The sequence below is a fragment of the Mameliella sp. MMSF_3455 genome, assembly GCF_030733205.1.
Classification (GTDB): Bacteria; Pseudomonadota; Alphaproteobacteria; order Rhodobacterales; family Rhodobacteraceae; genus Antarctobacter.
On the sequence record NZ_JASHJL010000008.1, the window covers coordinates 25,282 to 47,061 of the forward strand.

Below are 21,780 nucleotides of genomic sequence, written 5' to 3' on the forward strand. Positions count from 1 at the left end.
GCAGGAGAAGGGTCAGACCACCTCGATCACGCCCTTGTCGATGGCCAGCATATAGCCCCGGCGGGCAATGTTCTTGACAAGCAACTCGCTGACCATCTGGTTGCCCAGCCCGTCGCGCAGCCGCTTGATCCGTGTTGCGCCTGCGGCCTCGTCGCAATCCGCCTCGGCCTTGCCCGAAATCACCGCCTCGATCTGGCTGCCGGTCAGCATCTCGTCGTCCAGCCGCGCCTCGGCCAGGACGGCCAGGGTTTCCATCATGGCATCGGTCAGCTTGAACCCCATCGTGTTCAGGTAGACGGTGTTTTCCTCGCGCGAGATGATCAGGCTGGATACCTCGATGCCCGAGCGTTCGATCTGGGCCATGCGCCGATTGAGCGAAACCAGCATGACCAGAAAGACCAGCGCGGCGACCAGCAGTGCGGCGGAAAAGACCAGCAGCACGAAGATCACCACGCGGTAGCTTGCCAGCGTGTCGGAAAAGGCGGTGCCGGACTGGGCCAGGATCTCTAGCAGTTTGACCTCGGCCTGGCTGGCGAGGTTGTCGTTCTCCAGGAAGATGCGTTCGACACGCGCGTTGAAGGCATTGCCGTCCGGCAGGGTCAGCAGCAGGACCGCCCCGGCCAGACCGAGGATGGTCACGATGGCGACAATGCCCAGCGTGACGATGCGGCTGCCCGAGCGGCGGCTTTCGCTAGCGGTAATAGTGTTGCTTTGCAAATTCGAGTTCCGATGCGGTGGGGGGCGAATTGGTGACCTTGACGATGCCCAGAACGACCCATCCGCCAGATGAAATGCGTGACCGGACGGCGCGCTCCGGCGACGACGGGCAAGAGCCCGAGCTGCGCACGATGCCGTAGTGCAGGCCGTATTGGGGCGTGTCGCGCTTGGCCTTGTAATGGATGAAGCAATCCGCCGCCGCGGCGCCGGGCAAGGCCAGAGCGACAACGACGAGAACAGCGGAAATCAGGCGGGCAAGGGTCGGGGACATGAGGATACGCCGGGTTCGGGACATATCCCCAAGTTGCGCTTGCCCGTCGAGAAATTCAATAACGCGAAGGGCCTGGCCTGGCTGTTATCCGATATCAAACGCCGGATATTGAGCCGCCGGACGGTGGGGGAGGACGCTGAGGTCGGGAGTCGCTGACTTGACGTGGCTCCGCCCCTTACCCGTGAGAGGAGAACACCTCATGTCTGCACGTCTCGTCACATCCATCGTCGCTGCCGGTGCGCTGGCCTTGTCCCTGGCCGCTGCCTCGCCGGCACAGGCGCGCAACAACGACGACCTCAAGAAATTTCTCGGCGCTGCCATAGGTCTCTACATTCTTGGCCAGGCGATCGATAACCACCATCGTGGTCGGGTCGTGATCCAGCGTCAGCACAACGGACACTGGAAGCACCGCAATCACCACGGCGGCAAGTGGAAGAAACGGCACCACAATGGCGGCAACTGGAAACGCAAAGGGGGCCATCACAACGGTTGCCGCAACGGTTGGACCCGCCACGGCCAACGCTGCTGGTAACGCCTGCGGCACCCAAGGATCGAGCAGTCCCCTGAACGGGGTAGGGAGGGGTCTCTGCGGAGGCCCCTCTTTCATGGGGTGATCAGGGCAGGACGATTTCGACCGGCGGGTCCAGCCTGACCTCTTCAAGATTGGCAGTCTCCCCGATCCGGTCGACCACGGCAAAGAGGCCGGGTGCGGACAGGGGCGTCAGCACACCGTGCCAGGTGCCGCGATGGAAGTTCACCCCCTGCCCGGGGCTCGCGAGGAATGCGTGGATCGCGCCGGGGCTGTCGCCCGGTTCGGCCACGATGACCAGCCAGGGGTTGCGGTGCATCGGCAGAAAGGCCTGGCTGCCCTCCGGGTGGCGTTCAACAAGGTCCAGCAGGTAGGGCAGGGCGCGCGGTTCGGCATCGAACAGGCTGATGCCGGCGCGCCCGCCGGGGCCGAAATCCAGTTGCGCGAGGTCATGGTGGCGCCCGCACTTGCCGGCATTGATCAGTTTGTCCGGTGGTCCCATGATCTCCAGCACTTCGCCGAAGGGGGCAAAGGCGCTCTGGGTCAGCGGTTTGGCGACGATCTGCGGCATGTCCTTGCCTTTCGGTGGAGGGGGCGCCGCCCCCACCCTGCGGGCCCCCCGGGAGTATTTTCAGAAAGAAGAAGCAGGGGCGTCAGAGCAGGGCGTCGAGGCGCAGGCGCGCGATCCGTTCGACCTGCCGGTAGGCCTCGGCGAGCTCGGTCTTGCCGTCATTGCCAAGACGCCGTTCGAAGGCGTCGAGGATGCTCTGCTTGTCGTGGTCGCGCACGGCAATGATGAAGGGAAACCCGTGTTTTTCGGTGTAGGCGGCGTTGAGTTCGACAAAGCGGGCGCGTTCTTTGTCTGTCAGGGCGTCAAGGCCCGCGCTGGCCTGTTCGGCGGTGCTCTCGGTCGTCAGGCGGCGCGCGGCGGCGAGTTTCCCCGCCAGGTCGGGGTGGGCGCGCAACACCTCCAGCCGTTCCGTTTCGGTGGCGCGGCGAAAGGCTCGGGCCAGGGCATTGGCCAGCCCGGCGGGGCGGTCGTGGGCGGGACCCAGTTCCAGCTCCCAGGCGCGTTCCGCCACCCAGGGGCTGTGTTCGTAGATGCCGCCGAAACGGGTCACGAAGGTGTCTCTGTCCATTTGCGAGGGGCGCTCGACCGTGATCGGCGGGTGCGTTGCGGCCCAGTGTTCGGCGATCTGCAGGCGGGTCGGGGTCCAGACGCCCTCATGTGCGGCGATATGGTCGAGAAAGCGTTTCAGCCCGGCGATCTTGCCCGGGCGCCCGATGAGGCGGCAGTGCAGGCCGACGCTCATCATCGCGGGTTTCCCGGCCTCTCCCTCGGCGTAAAGCGTGTCGAAGGCATCGCAGAGATATTGGCCGAAATCCTGCCCCGTCACCCAGCCCGGCGCGCCGGCAAAGCGCATGTCATTGGCTTCGAGCGTGTAGGGGATGACCAGCTGAGCGCGCCCGTCTATGTCTTTCCAATAGGGCAGATCGTCGTCGTATGTGTCCGAGATATAGGCGAATTGCCCGGTCTCGGCGGTCAGCGCGACCGTGTTCATGGAACAGCGCCCGGTGTACCAGCCGCGCGGTGGTTCGCCCACGACCTCGGTGTGCAGGGCGATGGCCTCGGCGATCTGGGCGCGCTCCTCGTCTTCGGGCATGTCGCGATGTTCGATCCACTTCAACCCGTGGCTGGCGATCTCCCAGCCCGCCTCCTTCATCGCCTCGACCTGTTCGGGCGAGCGGGCCAGCGCCGTGGCGACGCCGTAGATCGTCAGCGGGATGCCTGCGCCGGTGAACAGGTCGTGCAGGCGCCAGAACCCGGCGCGGGCGCCGTATTCATAGATCGATTCCATGTTCCAGTGGCGCATCCCCGGCCAGGGCGCCGCGCCCGGGATGTCCGACAGGAACCCTTCGGAGCCGGTGTCGCCGTGCAGCAGGCAGTTTTCACCGCCTTCCTCGTAGTTCAGGACGAATTGTACCGCGATCCGCGCGCCGCCGGGCCATTGCGGGTCCGGGCGGTGGGGGCCGTGGCCGATCATGTCGCGGGGGTAGCGGTTCATCTCTGCCTCTTGGTCTGTATCTGTCGTTCAGGCACTGCGGGCGGCGTCGATTGTCAAGTCCGGGAGCCGCCACGGGTGGTGGACAGGCCCCGCGCCAGTGACTATCTAGGCGCATCATGGCCAAGAAACCCGACAGCAACCCGAACTACAAGGTGATCGCCGAAAACCGGCGCGCCCGTTTTGACTACGCGATCGAGGATGACCTCGAATGCGGCATCGTGCTGGGCGGGTCAGAGGTCAAGTCCCTGCGCGAGAACACTTCCAACATCGCCGAAAGCTATGCGGCGGTGGAGGATGGCGAGCTTTGGCTGGTGAACAGCTACATCGCCCCCTACGAGCGTGCCATGTTCGGGCACGAGGAGCGGCGGCGGCGCAAGTTGCTGTGCTCCAAGCGCGAGCTGGCCCGGCTGTGGAACGAGACCCAGCGCAAGGGCATGACGCTGGTCCCCTTGGTGCTGTATTTCAACCACAAGGGTATCGCCAAGATCAAGATCGGCGTCGCCAAGGGCAAGAAGAACGTCGACAAGCGCGAGACCGAGGCCAAGCGCGACTGGAACCGCCAGAAACAGCGCCTGTTGAAGGAACGCGGCTGAACCTGCGTCTCGGGGCGGCAATTCAGTCCCGGACGGCAGATCGCGGCGCGACGCGCTTGCAAGCCGTGGCCCTCTTGCCTAAGCACACGGTAATGACCGCTGTGGGGGACCCATGTTCGCCGACGATCCCAAAACGCTCGTTTCGACCGAGTGGCTGGCCAAACACCTGAACGATCCCGACCTGCGGATCCTGGATGCCAGCTGGTACTTGCCCGACATGGGCCGCGATGCCCGTGCCGAATACGAGGCCGGGCACATTCCCGGTGCACGCTTTTTCGATATCGACGAGATCTCGGACGCGCGCTCGGACCTGCCGCACATGGCGCCGCCGCCGGAAAAGTTCATGTCGCGGATGCGCGCAATGGGCGTGGGCGACGGCCACCAGGTCGTGGTCTACGATGGCGCCGGGATCTTTTCGGCCGCCCGGGTCTGGTGGCTGTTCAAACTGATGGGCAAGGATGACATTGCCGTGCTGGACGGTGGTTTTGCCAAGTGGCAGGCCGAGGGCCGCGAGGTTGAGGACATGGACCCGATCGTGCGTGACCGGCACATGACCGTGCGCCGCCAGAACCACTTGGTGCGCGACGTGACCCAGGTGTCCGCCGCCGCCAAGTTGAAGAATACCGAGGTGATCGACGCCCGGTCGCCGTCGCGCTTTGCGGGCGAAGAGCCCGAACCGCGCGAGGGGCTGCGCGCGGGCCATATCCCGGGCTCGAAGAACGTTCCTTACCGCAGCCTCCTGACCGAAGACGGCACGATGAAGGACGGCGACGCCCTGCGCGAGGTATTCGTGGCGGCGGGCGTGGACCTGGCCAAGCCGGCGATCACCACCTGCGGGTCGGGCGTGACCGCCGCGATCCTGAGCCTTGCGATGGAACGCATCGGCAAGAGTGACCATTCGCTATACGACGGGTCCTGGGCGGAATGGGGCGCCTTCCCGACGCTGCCCGTCGCCACGGGCCCCGCGGAATAACCGGAGACAGAGATGTTCGAGACGATCAAGGAACAACCCGCCGACAAGATCCTGATGCTGATGCAGGCCTTCCGCGAGGACCCGCGGGAGGACAAGATCGACCTTGGCGTCGGCGTCTACAAGGACGCCGCCGGCACCACGCCGATCATGCGCGCGATCAAGGCGGCGGAAAAGCAGCTTTGGGAAGACGAACAGACCAAGGCCTATACCGGCCTTGCGGGAGATCCGGGGTTTGCCGACGTCATGGTGGCGCTGGTATTGGGCGACGCGGTGGCGCGCGAGAACGTGGCCGCGGCGGCGACGCCCGGCGGCACGGGCGCTGTGCGCCAGGCCTTTGACATGGCGCGCATGGCCAATCCGAACGTCCGCGTCTTTGTCAGCGATCCGACCTGGCCCAACCACCTGTCGATCCTCAAGCACATGGGAATCGAGACGATTTCCTACCGCTATTTCGACAATGAGACCGGCGGCGTGAATTTCGACGGCATGATGGCCGACCTGGCGCAGGCGGGCAAAGGCGACATTGTGCTGGTGCACGGCTGCTGCCACAATCCCACCGGTGCCAACCTGAACCCGACCCAGTGGCAGGCGCTGATCGACCTTCTGAACAAGACCGGCGCCACGCCGATGGTCGACCTAGCCTACCAGGGCTTTGGTGACGGGTTGGACGCCGATGCGCAAGCGGTGCGCATGGTGGCCTCGTCGGTGCCGGAATGCCTGATCGCGGCCTCGTGCTCCAAGAACTTCGGTATCTACCGCGAGCGGACCGGCCTGTTGATGGCCGTGGCGCAGGACGGCGGGGCGAAGAAGCTGAACCAGGGTACGCTGAACTATCTCAACCGGCAGAACTTTTCCTTTCCGCCGGATCATGGCGCGCGGCTGGTGACCTATGTGCTGAGCGACGATGCGCTGAAGGCCGAGTGGCAGGCGGAACTGGAAGAGATGCGCACCGGCATGCTTTCCTTGCGCGAACAGCTAGCGGGCGAATTGCAGCGCCTGTCGGGATCCGACCGCTTCGGCTTTCTGGCCCAGCACCGCGGCATGTTCTCACGCCTGGGCGCGACGCCCGAGCAGGTCGAGACCCTGCGCCGCGATCACGGCGTCTACATGGTGGGCGATTCGCGCATGAACATCGCCGGTCTGAACGCGAAGACCGTGCCGCTGTTGGCCGAGGCCATCGTGAAATCCGGCGTCTGATCCAAAGGGGCGGGCCCTGCGGGGCCCGCGCTTCATGTCTCGTCGTCCGCCTCCGGCGCCCTCCTCGGGGTGCCTCCGGCGGGAGTATTTTTGCAGAGAAGAAACTTTGCAGAGAAGAAACAATGGGTCCGGGCATTGCCTTGCGGACTCGAAATGAGAACAAAGGGGGAATATATTGCCCCGCATGTTCGCCGAGCTCTGCATCACCTCGAATTTCTCCTTTCTCACCGGGGCCTCGCACCCGGAGGAGTACATGGAGCGTGCGGCGCTTGCGGGCGTTTCCGCCATTGCCGTGGCGGATGTGAATTCGGTTGCGGGGATCGTGCGGGCGCATAGTGCGGGACGCGAGATCGCGCGGCAGGTGGCGGATCTGGAGCGGCTGGAGGCAGAGGGCGGGATGATCGGCCCGCCGGCGCCGCCCGGTCTGCCTGTGCCGCCGCGCGCGCCGGTGCGCAACGTGCCCCGGCTGATCCCGGCGGCGCGGCTGGTCTTTGCCGAAGGCGTGGAAATGGTGGCGCTGGCGGGGTCCCGCGCGGGCTGGGGGCTGTTGTGCCGGATGTTGAGCGCCGGGCGGCTGCGGGCGGAGAAAGGCGCCTGTCACCTGCATCTGTCGGATCTGCCGGAGGTGTCCGAAGGGCTGGAGTTCATCCTGTTTGCGCCAGATCGGGCGGATGTGGACTGGCGCCGCCATGTGGGGGCGCTGGTGCGGGGGCATGGTGCGCGGATGCACCTGGCGCTGGCACCGCGATACGATGGCGAGGATGCGCGGCGGTTCGACCGGCTGTCGGCGCTGGCAGAGGAGTTGGGGCTGCCCACCGTGGCCACGGCGGCCCCCGTCATGCACCACGGGCGACGGCGGCGCTTGGCCGACGTGCTGACGGCGATCCGCTGCGGGGTCCGCGTGGACCAGCTGGGCCGGGCCGCGCTGGCCAACGGCGAACAGCGGCTGCGCTCGGAAGGCGAGATGCGCCGCCTGCTGGGCGGGCACGCGCAGTCGGTGGACCGGGCCGCCGCGCTGGCCGCGCGCTGTACGTTCGACATCGCGTCCCTGCGCTACGAGTACCCCTCGGAGATCGCGCAGGGCGAGACCGCGCAGGCGCGGCTGTCGCGGCTGGCGCATGAGGGGTTGGCCTGGCGCTATCCGCAAGGGGCGCCGAAGAAGGTGCAGAAGATGCTGGCGCATGAACTGGACCTGATCTCGCGGCTGGGGTACGAGCCCTATTTCCTGACGGTCCGCGATATCGTGGCCTTTGCCCGGTCGCGCGGGATCCTCTGCCAGGGGCGCGGCTCGGCGGCCAATTCCATCACCTGCTATTGCCTGGGCGTGACCTCTGTCAGTCCCGAGGTCGGCACGATGGTCTTTGAGCGCTTCGTCAGCGAGGCGCGGGATGAACCACCGGATATCGATGTCGATTTCGAACACGAACGCCGCGAGGAGGTGATCCAGCACATCTACGAGACCTACGGACGCCACCGTGCAGGTCTTTGTGCCACGGTGATCCATTACCGGGGCAAGCGTGCGATCCGCGAGGTGGGCGCCGCGATGGGGCTGAGCCAGGACACCATCGGCGCGCTCAGCTCGCAGCTGTGGGGGTTCTTTTCCGCCAACGGGCTGGAGCGTCAGCGCATGGCGGAGATCGGGCTGGACCCGGACGACCGCCGCCTGATGCTGACGATGGAGCTGATCCACGAGATCATCGGCTTTCCCCGCCACCTGAGCCAGCATGTCGGCGGGTTTGTCATCACCGAGGGGCGGCTGGACGAACTGGTGCCGGTGGAAAACGCCGCGATGGAGGGGCGGACGGTCATCTGCTGGGACAAGGATGACATCGATGCCCTGGGCATCCTCAAGGTCGATGTGCTCAGCCTCGGGATGCTGACCTGCATCCGCAAGGCCTTTGACCTCGTGGCGCGCCATCACGGGGCCCGTCACACGCTGGCCACCCTGCCGCCCGAGGATGGCGCGGTCTATGACATGCTGTGCAGGGCCGACAGCGTGGGTGTCTTCCAGGTGGAATCCCGGGCACAGATGAACTTTCTGCCGCGTATGAGGCCGCGTACCTTTTATGATCTGGTGATCGAGGTGGCGATCATCCGCCCCGGCCCGATCCAGGGGGACATGGTGCATCCCTACATCCGTCGCCGCAACGGCGAGGAAAAGGTGCAATTCCCCTCGGACGAACTGGGCGAGGTGCTGGGCAAGACCCTGGGTGTGCCGCTGTTCCAGGAACAGGCGATGCAGATCGCCATCACCGGGGCGGGGTTTACCCCCGAACAGGCGGACCGTCTGCGCCGTTCGTTGGCGACCTTCAAGAAGCACGGCAATGTCAGCGAATTTCGCAGCCTGTTCCTGCGCGGCATGGCGGCCAAGGGCTATGACCGCGAGTTTGCCGAACGCTGTTTTTCCCAGATCGAGGGGTTCGGCTCTTACGGGTTTCCCGAAAGCCACGCCGCCAGCTTTGCGCTGCTGGTCTATGCCTCGGCCTGGCTGAAATGCCATCACCCGGGGATCTTTGCCTGCGCGCTGCTGAACTCCCAGCCGATGGGGTTCTATGCCCCCGCCCAGATCGTGCGCGACGCACGGGAACACGGGGTCGTCGTGCGGCCGGTCTGCGTCAATGCCAGCTACTGGGACAACGTGATGGAGCCGGATGGCAAGGGCGGACTGGCGCTGCGGCTGGGCTTTCGCCAGATCAAGGGGCTGGCGGAGGAAGAGGCCACCTGGCTGACCCATGCGCGGGGCAACGGCTACATGCAGGTGGCGGATGTCTGGCGCCGGGCCGGGCTGGCGCCGGCGGTGCTGGAGCGGCTGGCCGAGGCGGATGCCTTTGCCGCGCTTGGCCTTTCCCGGCGCGAGGCGCTGTGGCAGGCCAAGGCGCTGAAGACGGGCGGGGAACTGCCGCTCTTCTCGAGGGATCTGGACGGCGAGGCCATCGCCGAGGCGGCGGCCAGCCTGCCGCAGATGACGGAGGGCGAGCAGGTGGTCGAGGATTACGTCGCCATGCGCCTGTCGTTGCGGGCGCATCCGGTGGCGCTGTTGCGGCATATCCTGACCCCCGGGGCGGGGCAGGGGGTGACGCCCGCGGCAGAGCGCGGACCCGCAGAGTTGCGGGCGGACCTGGCGCGCGCCAGGCCGCGCCACCCAAGGGACCTGCCCAGCCCGGTGAAGCGGGGATGAGGGCCCCCCAGGCTCAGCCGCCGACGCCCTGGATCACCAGGAACAGGCCCGCGGACAGCGCCGCGGCGGCGGGCACGGTGATGACCCAGGCCGCGACAATGGTCATGAAATGCGACCGGCGTACCAGCTTGCGGCGGCGACGTTCCTCTGGCGCGAGGGCCGGCAGGCCGGTGATCGCGCGCTTGGATTTCCGCATCCGCCGTTCGGTGTCCCATTCGCGGAAGAACCCGACGCCAAAGACCCCGCCCACGGCGATATGGGTCGAGCTGACCGGCAGGCCCAGCCAGCTGGCCACGATCACCGTGATCGCCGCCGACAGCGCCACGCAATAGGCCCGCATCGGGTTCAGCTTGGTGATCTGGTTGCCCACCATGCGGATCAGTTTCGGGCCGAACAGGAACAGGCCAAAGGAAATCCCCAGCGCGCCGATCACCATGACCCACAGCGGGATTTCCACCGCGTGGGTGTAATCCCCGGTCGATGAGGCCTGCACGATGGCCGCCAGCGGACCGACCGCGTTGGCCACGTCATTCGCCCCATGCGCAAAGCTGAGCAGCGCCGCCGACACGATCAGCGGAATGCCGAACAGCACCTTGAGCGACTTGTTCCGGTTTTCAAGGTTGGCCGATTGCCTGCGGATCACCGGGATCATGATCAACCAGGCGATCACGGCGACACCGACGCCGATCATCAGGGCGCTGCCCAGCTCGATCCTGACGATTTTCTTGAGCCCCTTCACCGCCAGGTAAGAGGCAAAGGCCCCGGCCATGATGCCGACGAGAACCGGCACCCATTTGCGGGCGGCGGCGATCTTGTCGTCGCGGTAGATGATGTTGGCCTTGATGAACCACAGGAACCCGGCGGCAATCAGCCCGCCCAGCAAGGGCGAAATCACCCAGCTTGCGGCAATGGCGCTCATCTGGCCCCAGCTGACGGCGGCAAAGCCCGCCGCAGCGATCCCGGCCCCCATGACGCCGCCCACCACCGAATGCGTGGTCGAGACCGGCGCACCGATCCATGTCGCAAGGTTCACCCAGAGCGCCGAGGCCAGCAGCGCCGCCATCATCGCCGAGATGAAGGCCCCGGAGGTGCCCAGGCTTTCCGGCGCGATGATGCCCTTGGCGATGGTCGACACCACGTCGCCCCCGGCCAGAAGGGCGCCGGCGCTTTCAAAGATCGCGGCGATCACGATGGCCGCGCCCATCGACATGGCATTGGCGCCCACGGCGGGGCCCATGTTGTTGGCCACGTCGTTGGCGCCGATGTTCAGGGCCATGTAGGCGCCGAAAGCGGCGGCCACGACGACGATGAACGTGTTGTTGGTCTGCCCGAAGACAAGCGCCGCAACCAGCCCGGCGAACACCACGAAGAGCAGCGCGATCCCGAAGCCCATCATCGGGCGGCTGACATAGGCCGTTGCCTGTTCCAGCGTCGAAAGCCGGCCCAGGTCGCGGTCAAGCGTCTCCAGATGGCTTGGATCCAGGTGTTCGTCGGACATGCATTCCCCCCGTTTGGCCGGGGGGCCTATGGCAAACAGTGCCCGAGGACAAGAACAACACGTTTACAGGGTCAATCGCGCCCGAATTCGAGGAGAATTTGCCGCAGTCCCGGCTCGTCGACCATCTCTGCGGCCTCGGCCGGCGTGACCCAGCGCCGTTCCCTTTCGTGGGCTTCCGGGAATCGGTCCTCAAGCGACCGGACCTCTACCGGAAAGACAAGCATCTCTACGGCGACCGGCAGGCCCGAATTCTTGATCTTGTCGTAGACATAAGTGCCGATGGGACGCTGTGCCGTCCGACCCGGGCGCACCCCGGCCTCTTCCCAGGCTTCCACGACAGCAGCCTCGCAGGCATTCTTGCCGCGCATCAGCCAGCCCTTGGGGATGACCCAGCGTCCGGTGCCGCGGCTGGTGATCAGAAGGACGTGTTTGCGGCCGTCCTCGACGCGATAGCAAAGGGCGGCGGTTTGCAACTGCCGGGGCCGTTGCAGCATGGGCCGCGCGAATTCCGCGCCCGTTTTCCTGATCAAGGAAAAGAGCTTCCCTATGATCCCGCCTCGAATGGTCGACCCTGGTGTCACCTGGTCTTGCCTCGTCCCGTTGACCTGTTGTGTGAAGATTGCGCACAATAGGCAACGGTTGGCCCTTGCGCAAATACTCCTGATGTTCGGGAACACTTCTGTATTCCCGGAGCAACAGACTATCTGGGGCCCCAGCGGGACAAGTCAAACCCCATTCGGAATTGGGAACCAGGGTTCAGATCGCGCGCGCCACGACCAGCCAGTTGGGCAGCTTCTTCGGATAGCCGCCGCTTTCCACCACCTCGAAGCCCGCCGCGCGCAGTTCGTCCTCGATCTGGCCGGGTCGCAGCGAATGCACGGGTCCCGGGGCCTTGCCCACCTTCTGGAGCGTCCAGATCAGGGGCCTGAACCAGGGTTTGCCGCCCAGGCAGGGCGTCTTGGAAATGAACAGCCCGCCCGCGGGCAACAGGCCGCGTACATGGGCCAGAACCGCCGCCCGATCCGCAACCAGGTGCAAAAGGTTGAAAGCAAGGACCGCGTCGAAATGGCGCCCGGCCCCGGCGCGTTCGGCAGGGGCGATGTCAAAGGTCACATTGGCCACCTGCGCGGCCTTTTCCTTCGCGATGCGCACCATCTCTCCGGACATGTCGGTGCCCAGGATCTCTCCCGCATTTCCGGCCAGCTTCAGCGCCGTCGTGCCGGTGCCACAGCCGATCTCCATGACCGTCATGTCGGGGCGCAACCAGTGTCGCACACGGTCCAGCGTGGCCTCGTAGGCCTCGGTGTTGCCAATGGGCTGCTTGGCGTATTTCTCTGCAATCCCGTCCCAGAATGCCACCGGTGTCATATCCGTTCTCCAATCTCCTGACCTTCGTCGGATATAGAAGGCGGCCCGGAGAAAAGGGATTGCCCAATGCGGCAAGGAAGCCATGCGCATTCGCATGGCTTCCCCGGGATCATTCCGCGGCGTCGCGCTTGGGCAGAACCCAGTCGGCGCGCGGGAAATGGCAGGTATAGCCGCCTGGGTAGCGCTGCAGGTAATCCTGGTGCTCGGGCTCCGCCTCCCAGAAATCGCCCACCGGTTCGACCTCGGTCACGACCTTGCCGGGCCAGAGGCCGCTGGCCTCGACATCGGCGATGGTGTCCAGCGCGCACTGCCGCTGATCCTCGTCGACATAGTAGATGGCCGAACGATAGCTCATGCCGATGTCGTTGCCCTGCCGGTTCAGCGTGGTTGGGTCGTGGATCTGGAAAAAGAACTCCAGCAGTTGACGATAAGAGATTTTCGCCGGGTCAAAGAGGATCTCGATCCCTTCGGCATGGGTGCCGTGGTTGCGGTAGGTGGCGTTGGGGACGTCACCGCCGGTATAGCCCACGCGGGTCTTCTCGACCCCGGGCAGCTTGCGGATCAGCTCTTCCATGCCCCAGAAGCAGCCTCCGGCCAGAACAGCACGGTCAGTCATTCGATCTCCTCCACCTGGTCGATGTAGTCAGCATACCCCTCGGCCGCCATGTCGTCACGGTGGATGAACCGCAGCGAGGCCGAGTTGATGCAATAGCGCAGGCCGCCCCGGTCCATCGGCCCGTCCGGAAAGACATGGCCAAGATGACTGTCCCCGTGGCGCGAGCGCACCTCGGTCCGGATCATGCCATGCGTCGTGTCGCGCAGCTCGACGATATTGTCCGGTTCGATGGGTTTGACAAAGCTCGGCCAGCCGCAGCCCGATTCGTATTTCGCCGCGCTGGCGAACAGCGGCTCGCCCGAAACCACGTCCACGTAGATGCCGGGCTCCTTCGTGTGCAAGTATTCGCCGGTCCCCGGACGCTCCGTCCCGCTCTCTTGGGTAACGTGGTACTGCTCGGGCGTCAGGCTGTGGATAACCTCCGGTCTTCGCTCATATTTTGCCAATTTGTCCTCCTTTCGGATCGCGCCATGTCCTGTCCCTGCATAACATGGGTGTCATCAGCGCAAATCAAAGCCCGCTGTCACGGACCTCACGTTGCCTTGCGCGCCTCTTGCGCGAACGGGGTGTGGCTGCCATGTAACGCCTGAGTGACAAGCTCTTTCTCCCAAGGAAGCGAGGTGTCGCTCCGGGCGCTGGGATGGCAGCTCAGCGCCCGTCCCCCTGTTCTTTGACCAGGCGCAGCACGGCCCAGCGGGCCGCGTCTTGCACAGCCGGGTCCGCATCCTCGCAAAGCGATTGCACAACTGGCAGCAGGGCGGGCTGGCCAGAGTTGCCAATGGCATAACAGACATTCCGCACCAGGCGGTCGCGCCCGATCCGCTTGATCGGTGAACCGGAGAACCGCGCCCGGAACGCCGCGTCGTCCAGCCCGGCCAGGTCCGACAGGGGCGGGGCCAGCAGGTCGTCGCGGGCGTGGTACTTCGCCTCTTCGGCTCGACGGGCGAACTTGTTCCACGGACAGACCGCCAGGCAATCGTCGCAGCCGTAGATCCGGTTTCCCAGCGCGGGCCGCAGCGCCGCGTCCACCGGTCCCCTGTGTTCGATCGTCAGGTAGGAAATGCAGCGTCGCGCGTCCAGCTGGTAAGGCGCGGGAAAGGCATCGGTCGGGCAGACGTCCAGGCAGGCCCGGCACGAGCCGCAATGATCGCGCTCTGCCGTGTCCACCTCCAGTTCCAGCGTGGTAAAGACACAGCCCAGGAACAGCCAGGACCCCAGTTCACGACTGACCAGGTTGGTGTGCTTGCCCTGCCAGCCCAGCCCCGCCGCCTGCGCCAGCGGCTTTTCCGGCACCGGCGCGGTATCGACAAAGACCTTCACCTCGCCGCCCGCCTCCGCGATCAGCCAGCGCGCCAGCCGTTTCAGCCGCTTCTTGACCACGTCGTGATAGTCGCGGTGCTGGGCATAGACGCTGATGGCGGCGCGCTCGCGCCGCTCCAGCACCTCCAGCGGGTCGTGATCGGGGCCATAATTCTCGGCCAGCATGATGACAGACCGCGCCTCGGGCCAAAGGACGTCCGGCGCCCCGCGCCAGTGCACCCGGTCGGCCAGCCAGCCCATCTGCCCGTGATACCCCCGGTCCAAAAAGGTGCGCAGGCGCTCCATCACCTCGGGCACGTCGCCGGGCCGACAGATGCGTGCGCGGGCAAAGCCGATTTCGCGCGCCTCGTCCTTCAGGCGTTCGGCCAGTCCTCTCACGACGCTCCCCGCTTCTTCTCTCTCGAAATACTCCGGGGGAGTCCCGTAGGGACGGGGGCAGCGCCCCCATCGATCTTTCGCAGAAAGATCACTTCCGGTTCAGAAATCCAGGTCGGCATAATGGGCCGGCGGCGGGAACCCCGGCACCTGGTCGGCCAGGATGGCGCGGAAGGCCGGGCGCGACTTGATCTTGGCATACCAGTCCTTGACCACGCTCGACCGGTTCCAGTCCACGTCCGAGATATAGTCCAGCGCCGACAGATGCGCGGCGGCGGCGAAATCGGCCAGGGTCATGTTGTCCCCTGCCAGCCAGCGGCGATGGTCCAGCAGCCAGGCCATGTAATCGAGGTGATACTTGATCGCCTTGGCGCCGGCCTTGACGTTGCCGCTGTCGGGGAAACCGGCCTTCATCACCTTCTTGTTCACCCGCTCGTACAGCAGTTTCGAGGTGACCTCGTTGTGGAACTTGTCGTCGAACCAGCCGACCAGCCGGCGCACCTCATAGCGGGCATCCGAGGACCGCGGCATCAGCGCCGGCTCGGGGTATTTCTCCTCGATCCATTCGCAAATCGCCGTCGACTCGGCCATGATCTTGCCGTCGATGCGCAGCACCGGCACCTTGGCCGCCGGGTTGCGACGCATGAAATCCGGGTCTTTCTCCCAGTATCGCTCTTCGATCAGCTCGCATTCGATCTTCTTCTCGGCGAGGCTGAGACGGACCTTGCGGCAAAAGGGCGAGAGGGGGACGTGGTAGAGCTTGGCCATGACCTTCCGATGCCTGAGGGGAACCCCCTCTACTTGCCGTGAAAGCGGGCCGGGTTCAACGGGGTTGATGCCGACCGGGGCGGATGCACTCGGGAATCCGCCCATGCATGGCGCCGGACCCTTGTTCCGGCCGTCGCGGGGCGGCCTAATTGGCGGCGGAGCGGCGGATACGGTACCGAGTTTCGGGCGCGAAATCGCCTTCGATCACCGTTTCTCCGCCATCGGCCCAGCGGACCGCGATGCGCGTGGCCTTGTCCGCGTCGCCCAGGCCGAAATGTGCCACCGGCGCATCGAAGGACATGAAGCCGCCGCCCAGCTGGATCTCCTGCATCCGGGTCACGCCGAGCGAATCCGTCACCGTGACCTCTGCGCCGATGCCATCGCGGTTGCCCTGCAGGTCGTCGAAGCTGACCGTCAGTGCCTTGTTGTCCTGCGCGTTGTTGCGGAAGACCGCCAGCGGACCGTTCACCGTGTAGGTCACGATGTCCAGGTCCCCGTCCCCATCCATGTCGAACCGTGTCGCGGCGGCGGTCATCAGGTAATCCTCCAGTCCGAAGGGGCCGGAGGCCTCGACGAACCCCCTGCCGGTATTGCGGAAGAACAGGTTCGAGGGGCTGACCTCGTTCGGGACCCAGGTGCCGTTGACGATGTAGACGTCCTTCCAGCCGTCCTCGTCGAAATCGGCGATCTTGGTGTCCCAGCTCCAGCCGCCGATATGCAGGCCCCAATCCTTTGCCACATCCGTGTAGCCACCCGAACCGTCCGGCGTCAGCAGCACGTTGTAGTTCTTGATCTGCGGCAGGGCGGCGTCGGCCTCCTGCGGCTCGATAGGGCGCGGCGGCTTGAAATGCACCACGCAGTAGGAATGCGCCTTGACCTGGTCCTTGGGGATCATGTCGCAGATCGCCGCGTCCTTGCGCTGGATCGCCAGGTCCTTGATCAGCATGGCCTTGCATTCCACCTGGTCGCGACCGGTCAGGTCCTGACACCGGCTGGCGTAGGTCGGGTCGAAACTGTTGCCCGACTTGTACCAGGTCTTGATCGCCATGTTCTTTTCACAGGTCGCCCGCAGGTCGTCTCGCTTTATGATCTCGCAGTAGTGTTCCAGCGGCTGCATCTTGAGGATGTTGGACACGCCCGAGGACCGCCCGGCGATCTGCGCCAGGTAGAGGTCCGGCGCGCCGTCGTTCATCAGGTCCGCCGTCTTGATCGCCATGGTCGTGGTGGTCGTGTGCGGCATCGTCCCGTCCTGGTAGGTGATGGCGCGGAACCCGCCCTTGCCGTCACCCATGTAGAAATAGTCCGGAATTTCGAAGTCATTGCCCAACAGCAGGTCGGCGTTGCCGTCGCGGTCGAGGTCGGTGAACAGCATCGACAGCGTCTCTCCCGGGATGCCGGGCAAGACGGTGTAGGAGTCCCCCGTCAGGGTGCCGTCCTCGTTCCAGACCACGCGGTTGCGCGATTCCTCGCCCGGGATCCGGCGATACCAGCCCGCCGACCAGTTCCCCAGGCCCAGGTCCAGGTCGCCATCGCGGTCGGGGTCGCCGAAACTCAGCGCCATCGAGAGGAAAGTGCCTTCGGTGTTTTTCACCTTCTGCGGCGCGCCGAACCCGTCGGGACCGTTCATGATGACGAAGTTGCCGCCCCGATAGGTGGCCAGGAACAGGTCACGGAACCCGTCGTTGTCGATGTCGACAATGGCCGCGTTAAAAACCGGCGCATTGGCCAGTTCGCCAAGGTCGATCTCCATCGCCGTGAATTGCCCGCTGCCGTCATTGGCGAACAGCCGCAGGCCCACCTCTGTCGAGGCCACCGCCAGATCGATGTCACCGTCGTTGTCGATGTCGCCCGAGGCGAGGCTGCGCCCCTCCCAGAAGGGCGGCCACATGTCCGCCATCGTGAACTCGATCGGCTGATCCAGCCCGATTTCCCAGCCTTCCAGACGGGTAAAGCCCCGGTCAGCGGCGGGCGAGGGATCTGCAAAGGGGCGCGGTTCGACGATGATGCGGGGCGCGTCCTCGGTGGTCACGGTCCAGGGATCGCCCTCGGCGGCCTCGGCGGCCCAAAGCGGACGTGGCGGTTCCTGCACCTCGCTTGTCAGCAGGCGCAACGCGCGTTCGGTCTGCCAGTCGTGGTAGTAATGCGCCCCGGCGCCCGCGAGAATCCCCAGCACGGCCACGCTGGCCCCCAGCAACACGGCGGCGCGCATACCCACGGATTGCGCGACGATGAAGAAGGAATAGATGCTGAAACTGCCCAGCGTGAACAGCAATGCCATGACATAGCCATGGCTGAGCCCCACCCCCAGCAGCGCCCCCGTCACCACCACGTCAAAGGCGATGGGCACCGGCAGGAAAACCCCGACAAGGCCGATCAGCACCAGGGCAACAAGGCTGAACGCCAGTCCGGTAATCAGGTCCTGTGGCAGAAGCGTGGCGACCACGGCGCCCATCATCCCCGCCAGCAGCATCAGCGGCACGGTCATCTTGACGATGTACCAGAGGTTCTTCAGGTAGCTGATCACCACGTCCTTGAGCGCGTGATGCATTCCCGGCAGCGGCGCCGGCGGCACGGTGGCGATACGTTGTGCCGGGGGGAGCTCGGTCTGTGGCAGGTTCCGGCAGATCAGCGGCACGACCACAAGGATGACCAATAGGCTGAGCGCGATCTTGGTCACCGCTATGTAGACCGGCAACAGGCTGAACAGCATCGTCAGCACGACCACGTTCAGCGTTGGCGAGGCGATCATGGCCGAAAGGGTCGTTTCCGCCCGCAGGCCGCCGGAATACATGCCCCGCGCGATCGGTGCGGCACAGTTGACGCAGACCCCCAGCGGTGTGCCGATGGCCAGCCCCAGGGCGCTGTTGGCGAAACCGCCTTTGAAACTTTTTCGCCGCACATAAGGGGCGGCGGTCAGGAAGGCGGCGGCGAAGAGCACGCCGAAGGTCATGCCCTTCTTGTTGGTGTTGATCCAGTTCAGGGTCGACCAGAACATCCGCTCCAGCACGGTCATGTCCTCGGTCAGGGCGAATTTCGCCTCGAAGCCAAGCGGGTCCTCCAACTGGATGGCGCCCGACATGATGGCCTTTTCCCCAAGCGCAGGATAGCGCGATCCGGTCCAGAAGAGATAGGCAAGCACGGCGACGATGGCCAAGGCGAACCCCAGGCGCAGCCAGTCGGTGCGGGGAGGGCGGGAGTCAGAGATCATGTGTCCCTCTAGAGTCCTGCCGGCCGTCTGGCCGGTCTTTCACCTGTTGGTGCCATGCCCCGGCCAAGGGGCGGCGGGGCAGGCGGCGTGAAAACGCCCCGCCTGCGGGCGCAGACGGGGCGCATGTCACACCCGTATCATGGCGGAGGCACGGCCCCCGGTTCAATCGGCCTGGGTGGCCAGCGCCTCTTCCAGCACTTCGATCCGCTGGTTCAGCTGAGAAATGTAGATATGCGCATGCTCCAGCTCGTTCAGCATGCCCAGGACCTTCTTGGTCAGGTCGTACTGGCCGGCCTCGGCGGTGGGGCCGACATTGGGCAGGTAGCCCAGATCGTACATCATCGCGGCCCGGTCCGAGATCGGAAGGATGTCGTAATCGGGGCCAAAGACCGCGTCACAGCCGACCGAGCAGCTTCCCGATGTGATCAGCGTGCCGGCGATCGTCAGGTCGCCATTTGCAGCCAGCGTGAACTCGGATGGCCCGCCGTTGCCATTGACGATGAAATTTCCACCCGCGGTGGCCAGTGCCCACTTGTCCGAGGTCGCGGTGTTCTGCATCCGCAGGCCGACCTCGCCGTTGTTGTCCAGTTTGATCAGGTTGCGCAGCGCCGCCGTCGCGTTGACCTCCTGGACATAAAGCGTTGCGGTGCCGTCCGTCCGACGGACGTGCAGCGATTCAGTGGGCGCATCGGTGCCGATCCCGATCTCGCCGGTGGAATCGATGTAGAGGCTGTCCTCGGGCGCGCCCGGTTTGGCCCGGAAGAAAAGGCGTGAGCCGTTGGTGACGTCGCGGATGAAGAAGTTGGCCTCGTTCGCGGCGATATCATAGACCTGCGGGGCAAAGCCGTCCGACCCGTCCTGTTCCAGGCGCAGGGTGGGGGTGTTGCCCTCGACCACATGGATGTCGACCGCCGGCTGAGAGGTCTTGATCCCAAGGTCGCCGTCGCTCTCGACATAGAGCGAATTGGCCGGGGCGCTGGCCTCTACCCGAAAGGGAATGCGGCCGGTGCTGTCGTCCTGGAAGGCCAGATAGTTGAGACCGCCGTTGGAACTGTCGTTGGCGACGATCTGCCAATCGACGGTCGGAAAGCTGGCAGAGGACGACGTGTCCAGGAACTTGATCCGCAGGTTGTTTTCCTTCAGGCGAATGGTATCGAAGCCGAAGCTTTCGCCGTTCACGCAGTCGACACCAACGCAGAGGCTGCCCTGGATGATAACGTCATCGACAAAGACCTGGTCCGCCGCAGCCTCCTGGCCGATCATCATGCAGGCGCCGAGGCCCACGGCTGCAAGACCGCGGATCGGGTAGCTGGCTTTACTCATGTTCTTGATTCCTCGTACGCCTTTGATGTCTTTGAATTCAGTTGCCGTCTTCGGTCATTTCTTCCGGGGTCGTGATGACGCCCCGCGAGACGACGAATTGGCCCGTCAGGTAGTAGGATTCCGCCGCCGTGTCGGACGCCAGATCACCGCGGCCGTTGTTCATCGGGTTCACGACCTTCACCTGCTTGTCTGTCGCCGCCGTCAATTCGTAGCGATAGACCCCGTCCATCGCCTTTGCCCGGTCCAGCTCGAAGACGGGCGTGCCGGAGGCGGCAAAGACCGTTGTCATCTCACCCTGCGGGGAAACCACGTCCAGCGTGGCGTTGGTCAGCCCCAACCAGTTGACGAACCAGAAAGCCGTGGAGTTGTGCTGGGCCACGGGGTCGGCGGCCTGTGCCATGCCGGCCAGGCTGGTTGTCAGCGCGGTCGCGATGATGGGTATGTATCGGAAAATCCGCATATCTATCCGTCTGCAAAGGTCACAAGGCCACGGCAAAGCCGCGTCCCGAATTCGGGCAAACTATGCATTGCCATGTTACGCCCGGTCAAGAAGATCACGCGCATGGCGTGTATTTCTAATTTCCCGCATCGCGCCATTCAGACCATTTGGCCTCGGCCCTTTTTTGTGCCTCGTTGACCTGGTCGGCGGTCATGCGGGCGCTCCATTGCGCACTCAGCCCCGTGGCCCCGTCAAAGCCGCTGGACCCCGCCAGGACAAGCCACATCTGACCCATCACATAGTCCTGCGGCACGCCGGAGCCCCGGAAATACAGCATGGCAAGGTTGGCCATCGAGGGCGCGTGCCCGGCTTCTGCGGCCCGGCGCAGCAGCCCGGCGGCCCGGACCGCGCCGCGCGGAGAGGTGGTGCCTTGTTGCAACATCAGGAAAGCCAACTGGAATTCCGCCACCGGATCGCCGCTGCGTGCGGCCCGTTCCAGCGCCTTCAGCCCTGCCTCGTCCGTGGGCGGCGGGGCAAGCCGGGGGTCGTAGATCACCCGGGGCGATTGCGCCCCCTTGGTGCCGCCGCCCTCGCCGCCGCGCCGATAGTACTGCATGGCCAACGCGTCGCTCTGCGGAACGCCAAACCCGTTCTCGTAGAGAACGCCGAGATTTGTCATCGCCTGCGGCAGCCCCTGGTCCGCCGCGGCCCGGAACAACGCGGCGGCCCGTTCATAGTCCTGCGCGACACCATTGCCGCGAACGTAAAGCAGCCCAAGGTTGTTGAGCGCGCGCAGGTGTCCCTGGTCCGCGGCCTGTCGATAGAGCCGCGCGGCCTCCTCGAAATCCTGCGGGACACCGCTGCCGTTCTGCAGCATCACGGCCAGGCTGACCGCGGCCTCGACGTGACCCGTCTCGGCGGCCCGGCGGTACAGGTCGGCAGCACGCGCCAGGCTGGCGTCATCGGTCTGCGTGGCCTCAAGGACCAGGCCCAGGTCATGCAGGTGCTCGGCCGCGCCGCCCTTGGCCGCGCGTTCCAGCAATTCGATGGCCCTGGGGATGTCGCGCGGCACGCCAAGGCCCGCGTGGTGCAGGCGGCCCAGCCGATTGGCGGCCTGCAGGTTGCCCGCCTCGGCCGCCTGGCCGTACCAACGGGCGGCGCGGGCAAAGTTCTGCACCACGCCGTCGCCACTCTCGAACCGCTCGGCCAGCGCCAGCTGTGCGGCCATGTCGCCGGCCTCTGCCGCCGCTCGCATCGCGGCCAGCGGATCAGTCTGCGCCTGCGCCGAAAGCGTGGTCAGCGCCAGCGCGATCGCCAGGACGGAAGCAGCGGCGCGCACGC

General features: G+C 65.4%; 20 protein-coding genes. 5 read left to right on the top strand and 15 right to left on the bottom strand.

All coding sequences use genetic code 11. The annotated features are described in order from the left end of the window. Positions 1–12 precede the first annotated feature (12 nt). Positions 13–717: a winged helix-turn-helix domain-containing protein gene (locus tag RBB42_RS07620; RefSeq protein WP_305969329.1), complete on the bottom strand. Its 705-nt coding sequence runs from the start codon at positions 715–717 to the stop codon at positions 13–15. After that, positions 692–988, bottom strand: a complete 297-nt coding sequence (locus RBB42_RS07625) for a hypothetical protein (RefSeq protein ID WP_305969330.1) — start codon at positions 986–988, stop codon at positions 692–694. The genes RBB42_RS07620 and RBB42_RS07625 overlap by 26 nt, the downstream gene beginning before the upstream one ends. Before the next feature lie 199 nt (positions 989–1,187). On the opposite strand from RBB42_RS07625, the gene RBB42_RS07630 reads away from it, so the two are divergent. Beyond that, a complete protein-coding gene (locus RBB42_RS07630; RefSeq protein ID WP_305969331.1) occupies positions 1,188–1,520 on the top strand; it encodes a hypothetical protein in 333 nt (110 codons plus the stop codon). Between the two features lie 82 nt (positions 1,521–1,602). On the opposite strand, the gene RBB42_RS07635 is transcribed toward RBB42_RS07630, so the two are convergent. Then, the gene (locus RBB42_RS07635; RefSeq protein ID WP_305969332.1) at positions 1,603–2,088 is read right to left on the bottom strand and encodes an ureidoglycolate lyase; all 486 of its coding nucleotides are present in this window, start codon (positions 2,086–2,088) and stop codon (positions 1,603–1,605) included. 82 nt (positions 2,089–2,170) lie between these two features. After that, positions 2,171–3,583: an allantoinase PuuE gene (puuE, locus tag RBB42_RS07640; RefSeq protein WP_305969333.1), complete on the bottom strand. Its 1,413-nt coding sequence runs from the start codon at positions 3,581–3,583 to the stop codon at positions 2,171–2,173. 116 nt (positions 3,584–3,699) lie between these two features. Between puuE and smpB the strand changes: the two genes are divergently transcribed. The 4 genes from smpB to RBB42_RS07660 all read left to right on the top strand — a co-directional run bounded on the left by smpB (position 3,700) and on the right by RBB42_RS07660 (position 9,524). Next, positions 3,700–4,176, top strand: coding sequence for an SsrA-binding protein SmpB (gene smpB, locus RBB42_RS07645; RefSeq protein WP_305969334.1), 477 nt, complete (start codon positions 3,700–3,702; stop codon positions 4,174–4,176). A gap of 112 nt (positions 4,177–4,288) precedes the next feature. Beyond that, positions 4,289–5,149 (top strand): 3-mercaptopyruvate sulfurtransferase, encoded by an 861-nt coding sequence (gene sseA / locus RBB42_RS07650; protein WP_305969335.1) that lies wholly within the window; start codon positions 4,289–4,291, stop codon positions 5,147–5,149. A gap of 12 nt (positions 5,150–5,161) precedes the next feature. Continuing rightward, a complete protein-coding gene (locus tag RBB42_RS07655; RefSeq protein WP_305969336.1) occupies positions 5,162–6,346 on the top strand; it encodes an amino acid aminotransferase in 1,185 nt (394 codons plus the stop codon). 184 nt (positions 6,347–6,530) lie between these two features. Then, positions 6,531–9,524, top strand: a complete 2,994-nt coding sequence (locus RBB42_RS07660) for an error-prone DNA polymerase (RefSeq protein ID WP_305969337.1) — start codon at positions 6,531–6,533, stop codon at positions 9,522–9,524. 13 nt (positions 9,525–9,537) lie between these two features. Here RBB42_RS07660 and RBB42_RS07665 read toward each other — a convergent pair whose 3' ends face one another. The 11 genes from RBB42_RS07665 to RBB42_RS07715 form a co-directional block, all read right to left on the bottom strand. Continuing rightward, positions 9,538–11,022 (bottom strand): inorganic phosphate transporter, encoded by a 1,485-nt coding sequence (locus RBB42_RS07665; protein ID WP_305969338.1) that lies wholly within the window; start codon positions 11,020–11,022, stop codon positions 9,538–9,540. Positions 11,023–11,093: 71 nt separating this feature from the next. Continuing rightward, a complete protein-coding gene (locus tag RBB42_RS07670; RefSeq protein ID WP_305969339.1) occupies positions 11,094–11,516 on the bottom strand; it encodes an NUDIX hydrolase in 423 nt (140 codons plus the stop codon). A gap of 262 nt (positions 11,517–11,778) precedes the next feature. Further along, positions 11,779–12,390 carry a class I SAM-dependent methyltransferase gene (locus tag RBB42_RS07675; protein WP_305969340.1) on the bottom strand — a complete coding sequence of 204 codons (612 nt, stop codon included), beginning with the start codon at positions 12,388–12,390 and terminating at the stop codon, positions 11,779–11,781. A gap of 109 nt (positions 12,391–12,499) precedes the next feature. Then, the gene (msrA, locus tag RBB42_RS07680) at positions 12,500–13,006 is read right to left on the bottom strand and encodes a peptide-methionine (S)-S-oxide reductase MsrA (RefSeq protein WP_305969341.1); all 507 of its coding nucleotides are present in this window, start codon (positions 13,004–13,006) and stop codon (positions 12,500–12,502) included. After that, positions 13,003–13,452 (bottom strand): peptide-methionine (R)-S-oxide reductase MsrB, encoded by a 450-nt coding sequence (gene msrB / locus RBB42_RS07685; protein WP_305969342.1) that lies wholly within the window; start codon positions 13,450–13,452, stop codon positions 13,003–13,005. Before msrB ends, msrA begins: the two co-directional genes overlap by 4 nt. Before the next feature lie 202 nt (positions 13,453–13,654). Continuing rightward, the gene (gene queG, locus RBB42_RS07690; protein ID WP_305969343.1) at positions 13,655–14,704 is read right to left on the bottom strand and encodes a tRNA epoxyqueuosine(34) reductase QueG; all 1,050 of its coding nucleotides are present in this window, start codon (positions 14,702–14,704) and stop codon (positions 13,655–13,657) included. Between the two features lie 99 nt (positions 14,705–14,803). Beyond that, entirely contained in the window at positions 14,804–15,469 is a 666-nt protein-coding gene (gene fzlA, locus RBB42_RS07695) for an FtsZ-binding protein FzlA (RefSeq protein WP_305969344.1), read from the bottom strand. Between the two features lie 145 nt (positions 15,470–15,614). Continuing rightward, entirely contained in the window at positions 15,615–18,677 is a 3,063-nt protein-coding gene (locus RBB42_RS07700) for an FG-GAP-like repeat-containing protein (RefSeq protein ID WP_305969345.1), read from the bottom strand. Between the two features lie 162 nt (positions 18,678–18,839). Next, the gene (locus RBB42_RS07705) at positions 18,840–20,000 is read right to left on the bottom strand and encodes a hypothetical protein (RefSeq protein WP_305969346.1); all 1,161 of its coding nucleotides are present in this window, start codon (positions 19,998–20,000) and stop codon (positions 18,840–18,842) included. A gap of 37 nt (positions 20,001–20,037) precedes the next feature. Further along, on the bottom strand, positions 20,038–20,460 hold the full coding sequence (locus tag RBB42_RS07710) for a hypothetical protein (RefSeq protein WP_305969347.1): 423 nt from the start codon (positions 20,458–20,460) through the stop codon (positions 20,038–20,040). A gap of 115 nt (positions 20,461–20,575) precedes the next feature. After that, positions 20,576–21,778 carry a tetratricopeptide repeat protein gene (locus RBB42_RS07715; protein WP_305969348.1) on the bottom strand — a complete coding sequence of 401 codons (1,203 nt, stop codon included), beginning with the start codon at positions 21,776–21,778 and terminating at the stop codon, positions 20,576–20,578. Positions 21,779–21,780 lie beyond the last annotated feature (2 nt).

Coding starts and splice junctions, on each gene's coding strand:
- RBB42_RS07625 (WP_305969330.1), bottom strand. CDS start 988: ATGTCCCCGACCCTTGCCCGCCTGATTTCCGCTGTTCTCGTCGTTGTC.
- msrA (WP_305969341.1), bottom strand. CDS start 13,006: ATGACTGACCGTGCTGTTCTGGCCGGAGGCTGCTTCTGGGGCATGGAA.
- puuE (WP_305969333.1), bottom strand. CDS start 3,583: ATGAACCGCTACCCCCGCGACATGATCGGCCACGGCCCCCACCGCCCG.
- fzlA (WP_305969344.1), bottom strand. CDS start 15,469: ATGGCCAAGCTCTACCACGTCCCCCTCTCGCCCTTTTGCCGCAAGGTC.
- RBB42_RS07700 (WP_305969345.1), bottom strand. CDS start 18,677: ATGATCTCTGACTCCCGCCCTCCCCGCACCGACTGGCTGCGCCTGGGG.
- RBB42_RS07670 (WP_305969339.1), bottom strand. CDS start 11,516: ATGCTGCAACGGCCCCGGCAGTTGCAAACCGCCGCCCTTTGCTATCGC.
- RBB42_RS07635 (WP_305969332.1), bottom strand. CDS start 2,088: ATGCCGCAGATCGTCGCCAAACCGCTGACCCAGAGCGCCTTTGCCCCC.
- RBB42_RS07660 (WP_305969337.1), top strand. CDS start 6,531: ATGTTCGCCGAGCTCTGCATCACCTCGAATTTCTCCTTTCTCACCGGG.
- RBB42_RS07705 (WP_305969346.1), bottom strand. CDS start 20,000: ATGAGTAAAGCCAGCTACCCGATCCGCGGTCTTGCAGCCGTGGGCCTC.
- RBB42_RS07665 (WP_305969338.1), bottom strand. CDS start 11,022: ATGTCCGACGAACACCTGGATCCAAGCCATCTGGAGACGCTTGACCGC.
- RBB42_RS07655 (WP_305969336.1), top strand. CDS start 5,162: ATGTTCGAGACGATCAAGGAACAACCCGCCGACAAGATCCTGATGCTG.
- RBB42_RS07710 (WP_305969347.1), bottom strand. CDS start 20,460: ATGCGGATTTTCCGATACATACCCATCATCGCGACCGCGCTGACAACC.
- sseA (WP_305969335.1), top strand. CDS start 4,289: ATGTTCGCCGACGATCCCAAAACGCTCGTTTCGACCGAGTGGCTGGCC.
- smpB (WP_305969334.1), top strand. CDS start 3,700: ATGGCCAAGAAACCCGACAGCAACCCGAACTACAAGGTGATCGCCGAA.
- RBB42_RS07675 (WP_305969340.1), bottom strand. CDS start 12,390: ATGACACCGGTGGCATTCTGGGACGGGATTGCAGAGAAATACGCCAAG.
- RBB42_RS07630 (WP_305969331.1), top strand. CDS start 1,188: ATGTCTGCACGTCTCGTCACATCCATCGTCGCTGCCGGTGCGCTGGCC.